The sequence below is a fragment of the Rhodococcus sp. (in: high G+C Gram-positive bacteria) genome (assembly GCF_049591685.1).
Classification (GTDB): domain Bacteria; phylum Actinomycetota; class Actinomycetes; order Mycobacteriales; family Mycobacteriaceae; genus Rhodococcoides.
The window spans coordinates 1-4,611 of record NZ_JBAWFH010000316.1; the positions used below are offsets into that span (position 1 = coordinate 1).

Annotated in this window: 6 protein-coding genes and 1 pseudogene; 5 read left to right on the top strand and 2 right to left on the bottom strand. The window is 65.9% G+C overall.

Annotated features, from left to right (window positions below; genetic code table 11):
• A partial coding sequence (locus WBQ44_RS13040) for a DUF7159 family protein (RefSeq protein WP_495567103.1) occupies nucleotides 1-866 on the bottom strand: 866 nt, incomplete at its 3' end.
• A gap of 158 nt (nucleotides 867-1,024) precedes the next feature.
• Here WBQ44_RS13040 and WBQ44_RS13045 point away from each other — a divergent pair.
• The 5 genes from WBQ44_RS13045 to WBQ44_RS13065 all read left to right on the top strand — a co-directional run bounded on the left by WBQ44_RS13045 (nucleotide 1,025) and on the right by WBQ44_RS13065 (nucleotide 4,315).
• Nucleotides 1,025-1,528, top strand: a complete 504-nt coding sequence (locus tag WBQ44_RS13045) for an arsenate reductase/protein-tyrosine-phosphatase family protein (RefSeq protein WP_495567104.1) — start codon at nucleotides 1,025-1,027, stop codon at nucleotides 1,526-1,528.
• Between the two features lie 126 nt (nucleotides 1,529-1,654).
• Nucleotides 1,655-1,876 (top strand): hypothetical protein, encoded by a 222-nt coding sequence (locus WBQ44_RS13050; protein ID WP_495567105.1) that lies wholly within the window; start codon nucleotides 1,655-1,657, stop codon nucleotides 1,874-1,876.
• 107 nt (nucleotides 1,877-1,983) lie between these two features.
• Complete coding sequence (locus tag WBQ44_RS13055) at nucleotides 1,984-2,340, top strand: hypothetical protein (RefSeq protein ID WP_495567106.1); 357 nt, start codon at nucleotides 1,984-1,986, stop codon at nucleotides 2,338-2,340.
• A gap of 45 nt (nucleotides 2,341-2,385) precedes the next feature.
• Nucleotides 2,386-3,876 (top strand): flavin-containing monooxygenase, encoded by a 1,491-nt coding sequence (locus tag WBQ44_RS13060; protein WP_495567107.1) that lies wholly within the window; start codon nucleotides 2,386-2,388, stop codon nucleotides 3,874-3,876.
• Between the two features lies 1 nt (nucleotide 3,877).
• Entirely contained in the window at nucleotides 3,878-4,315 is a 438-nt protein-coding gene (locus tag WBQ44_RS13065; protein WP_495567108.1) for an SRPBCC family protein, read from the top strand.
• Here the strand turns inward: WBQ44_RS13065 and WBQ44_RS13070 are convergent.
• Nucleotides 4,312-4,611 (bottom strand): annotated as a pseudogene (locus WBQ44_RS13070) (ABC transporter ATP-binding protein); the annotation flags it as partial. The gene WBQ44_RS13065 and the pseudogene WBQ44_RS13070 sit on opposite strands and share 4 nt — an antisense overlap.

The window sequence follows — 4,611 nt, forward strand, 5'->3', positions numbered from 1 at the left end:
GCTAGGAGTGCAGCGCCCTTGGCCGCGACCGATTCCGGTTCGATCGGCGTGACGACGGGCAGGCCGGTCCAGGACCGCAGGATGGCTTCGACGAGCGGAATTCGGGCGCCGCCGCCGACGAGGAAAATCGCGTCGACGTACTGGGGTGAACGGGTGAGCACGTCGCGGACCAATCGCGCCGAGTACTCGATCGGTACCGTCACCAGCGCCTCGAACGATTCCCGCGAGATGAGGATGACGCCGCTGTCGCCGGGGAGGCAGACGGCCCCGGACGTCGACAGCTGTTCCTTCGCGATGCGGCAGCGGGTGGTGAACTCGGCGAGCGCTGCGGCGTCGTTCAGGCGGGCGCCCTGCTTGGCGAGTTGGTTGTCGGAGATGAGGCGGTCGAAGTCGGATCCGCTGATGTCGGAGGTTCGCTCGGCCAACAGCACGTCGCCGGTGGCGCGGTCGATGACGCTGATCGTCAAGCCCGAGCTGCCGAGGTCGTAGAGGGCGATGGTTCCGAAGTTGCCGATCTCGCCGGTGGCTTCGAGGTAGGCGAGCGCTGCGCGCGCTTCGGGTACGAGTCGGTAGTTGTAGAGCTGCTGCATGGCCATGGCCTGCTGGATGTCGCCGAATTGTTGCTGATCACGGTAGGCAACGCCCGTCGCCTCGACGTAGCGATCGCCGTTGCTCTGCGCGAGGACCACGCCGATGCTCTCCGCGGCGATGTCCTCCGCGGCGATGTCCTCCGCGCGGTCCCAGTGGGCGTCGACAGTGTCGTTGCGGAAGTCGAGTTCACGCTCGCCCGATGTATGCAGGCGCGTATCGGGACGCGCCATCCGGACGGCGCTCGCCCCCACCGACACACCGAGAACCTCAGTCATGACCTGCCTCACTTGGATATGCGAAGGGACTCGCCGATCGGCCGTGTAACGATCCAATCTCGAACCCCCGCTCCGGCATCACTCTAGCGTGAGCTTTCGACGTGTGCTTTTCGCCGGGCGGGTGCCCGGGAAACACCCGGCGCACTAGGGTTGCCCGCGTGCACGTTCTCTTCGTCTGCACCGGAAACATCTGCCGGTCACCTACCGCCGAACGCCTCGCTCTCGCCTATGCGGAGGAGGGCGGGCTCGAGTTGACCGCGTCCAGCGCTGGGACCCACGGGTTGACGGGTCATGCGATGGATCCGACGGCGGCGATGGTGCTGACTCAGCTCGGCGGTAGCCCAGACGGTTTTCTCGCACGTCGGATAACGCCCCGCATCGCCGACGACGCCGATCTGGTCCTGACGATGACCGAGCGTCACCGCGATGCGGTGTTGGCACTTTCACCCCGCAAGCTGCGCACGACCTTCACGTTGCTCGAGGCTGTGGCCCTCGTCGAGGCGTCAGGGGCCACGACCGTCCCGGGCATCGCCGACGCCCGGGCTAGGCATTCGGTCGGCGTCCTCGACATCGAGGATCCATACCGCCGGGAGACCGATCTGTACGAGGAAGTGGGTCAGCAGATCTCCGATGCTTTGCCCACAATCCTGCGTCTGGCCTGACATTCGGTCCGTTTGGATGTCGGTCGAACGACTGGTCACCGGGTCTGCAGCCGGTTTCACGCCTGTTGCCGGTCCACTTTATTCACCGGGGCGACAGCCGCTCTTCGGTGATGCATGATGTCCCGCATGCCGATGTATCAGCTGCGTACCGATGACGACGAAGTGCTGGCCGAGGCCGAGCTTCCTACGGACAGCAAAGCGATGACCTGGGCGGTGCGTCGGGCCACCGAACTGCGCAAAATCCTGGGCGGTCGACGGTGGGAGGGGTACCGCCTCGTGGGCGAGACCTGGGAGCACCGCTTCGCCGGTGGTTGCCGTTCGGCCGTGCACGACCCTCTCGCCAGCTGAGCGGCCACGGCCGGTGCTGCGGTAGCGTTTGCCGCACCATCGCGACACCGTCGCCACATCATTGCCGCCGAGACCGTCGCGGCAACCGAGCTCGAGGTTGATATCGCATGCGGGACAAAGTCATCGCACTGTCGTCCGTCGGGGTGGCCGGAATTGCCGTCGCCGTGGGTCTGACGATCGGCGCCCTCGGAGGCGCCTTCGACGATTCCGACCAGAGGGTTCCGCCGCCCGCGTTGCGTTCCGACTTGAGCACCGCGGTCAGCGCGTCGAGCTCGGCCATCACTGTTCCGCCGTCGCCGACGTGGCAGGTGGCAGTCCCGACGACACCGAAGCCGACGACCACTGTGCCCACCACGACCCAGGCGACGTCTGCGCCGGCGGAGACCACATCCCGGTCGTCACGGAGAACCACTACGAGCACGACGGAGGAGTCCGAAGAGGCAACGTCGACGCGCTCCCGCTGAGTCGAAAAGTATCTGTCACGACGAGTTACATGTACTCTCGGGTTCATGACCCCTCTGGACCCCTCTTCGGACGTGCGCGTCAAGGTTGCCGTGGTCGGCGCCGGCCTCTCCGGAATCGCCGCGGCGGCCAAGCTCCGCGCTGCCGGGATCACCGACTTCGTCGTACTCGAGAAGGCCTCCCGCGTCGGCGGGGTGTGGCGCGAGAACACCTACCCAGGCTGCGGGGTCGACATCCCGTCACCGGTCTACTCGTTCTCGTTCAACCCCAACCCGTCGTGGCGTAGCAATTTCGCCAAGCAACCCGAGCTGCTCGAATACATCGAAGACACCGTCGATGCGCTCGAGCTCGCGCCGTGGATCCGCACCGACAGCGAGGTACTCGAAGCGCGCTGGTCGACGGGTTTTCGCCGGTGGGTTCTCGACACGACGGCCGGGCGCTACTCGGCGCAGTACGTCATCTTCGCGGCCGGGCCGATCACCGAGCCCAAGACCCCCGACATTCCAGGTATCGCAGAATTCCCCGGCGAGATCTTCCACTCGGCCCGGTGGAACCACGACGTCGACCTCACCGGCAAGCGCGTCGCGGTCATCGGTACGGGTGCGTCGTCCGTGCAGTTCGTTCCCGAGATTCAGCCGCAGGTGCAGTCGCTGCACGTCTTCCAGCGGACTCCGTCCTGGGTGGTGCCCCGGCTCGACTTCACGTTCCCCAAGGCGGCACACTCGGTGTTCCGCCGGGCGCCAATCACGCAGCGCCTGCTGCGAACCGGCCTCGACGTCGTCCTACGCTCGCTCACCGCGGCGATGCGCCGGGAGCGCACGGCGCGGTACCTCGCACCGATCGGCACGATGTGGCTCGCGCACCAGGTACCCGACAAAGAACTGCGCGCTGCGCTGACACCCGACTTCACGTTGGGCTGCAAGCGTTTGCTGCTCTCCAACACGTATCTCCCCGCGTTGTCCGAGCCCAACGTCGAACTCGTCCCCGAGGCGCTTGCGGAGGTCGACGGTAACCGACTGATCGGGTCCGACGGTTCGTCGTGCGAGGTCGACGTGGTCGTCTTCGGAACGGGCTTCGACGTCAGCCACCCTCCGATCGCCGGCATCATCCGGGGCGAAGACGGCGAGTTGCTGTCCGACCGCTGGTCGACGAGCCCCGAGGCATATCTGGCGACGACGGTGCCCGGAGCACCGAATGCGTTCATCATGCTCGGCCCGAACATCCTGGTGTACAACTCTTTTCTGGGTCTGGCGGAATCGCAGCTCGACTACATCGTCGACGGCATCACGCAGGCCGACCGCGAGGGCGTCGAGGTCTTCGAGATCTCCGAGGCGCCGTTCCGGCAGTTCAACGACGCGGTGCAGGTTGCGCTTGCGGGCACGGTGTTCAACAGCGGCGGATGCAGCAGCTACTACCTCGACGAGAGCGGCAAGAATTTCGCCGCATGGCCGTGGTCGACCAAATCGTTGCGACACCGCCTTTCTCGCTTCGATCTGGACAACTACGCCACAACCCCCTACGACCGGATCGGTGCCTGAGATGCCCGTCATCGAACACGCCGCCGTCGCGCACACGACTCGCGAGCGGGCGTTCGCCTACGTCGACGACTACCGAACAGTTCCCCAGTGGATGTTCGGTATCCGCTCGTTCGAACCTGTCGGAGACATCACGCGCGGACTCGGAGCGACGTACGCCGCGGAGATGCAGATCGGGCCGAAGACGCTGCGCTCGATGCTGCGTGTCACCGAGTGGATCGAGAACGAGACGCTCACATTGTCGTCCGTCGAGGGGTTTTCGACGACGTCGACGTGGTCGTTCGCCGACACCGACGACGGTGGGACCCGGCTCGACGTAGAGTTCGCATACACGTTCCCGGGCGGACTGGCAGGGCGGGCACTCGGCGTGTTGGTCGAACCCGTTGTCGGCCAGGCTATTCGATATACCGAGACGACACTGCGCCGGGAACTGCAGGCCTAGCGCACGGCCGCGGAATCGCCGATACGCAAGGCTTTGACCAACTCCCGGTACAGCGAATCCGTCTCGAGCAGTTCGGAGTGGGTGCCACGGGCCCGGATACGGCCGTCGTCCATGACGAGGATGGTGTCGGCGTCGAGCACCGTGGAGAGTCGGTGCGTGATGGTGACGACGGCGCGGTCGGCGGCGATCCGGCGCATGACGTCGTTGATCGCCGCTTCGGTTCGGCCGTCGACCTGCGCGGTCGCCTCGTCGAGGAGCAACACACGCGGACTCCGAACGATGGCACTGGCCAACGC

Bases quoted from the DNA above. Each gene is read 5' to 3' on its own strand.
- WBQ44_RS13050 (WP_495567105.1), top strand. From the start codon at position 1,655: ATGCCGATGTATCAGCTGCGTACCGATGACGACGAAGTGCTGGCCGAG.
- WBQ44_RS13065 (WP_495567108.1), top strand. From the start codon at position 3,878: ATGCCCGTCATCGAACACGCCGCCGTCGCGCACACGACTCGCGAGCGG.
- WBQ44_RS13055 (WP_495567106.1), top strand. From the start codon at position 1,984: ATGCGGGACAAAGTCATCGCACTGTCGTCCGTCGGGGTGGCCGGAATT.
- WBQ44_RS13060 (WP_495567107.1), top strand. From the start codon at position 2,386: ATGACCCCTCTGGACCCCTCTTCGGACGTGCGCGTCAAGGTTGCCGTG.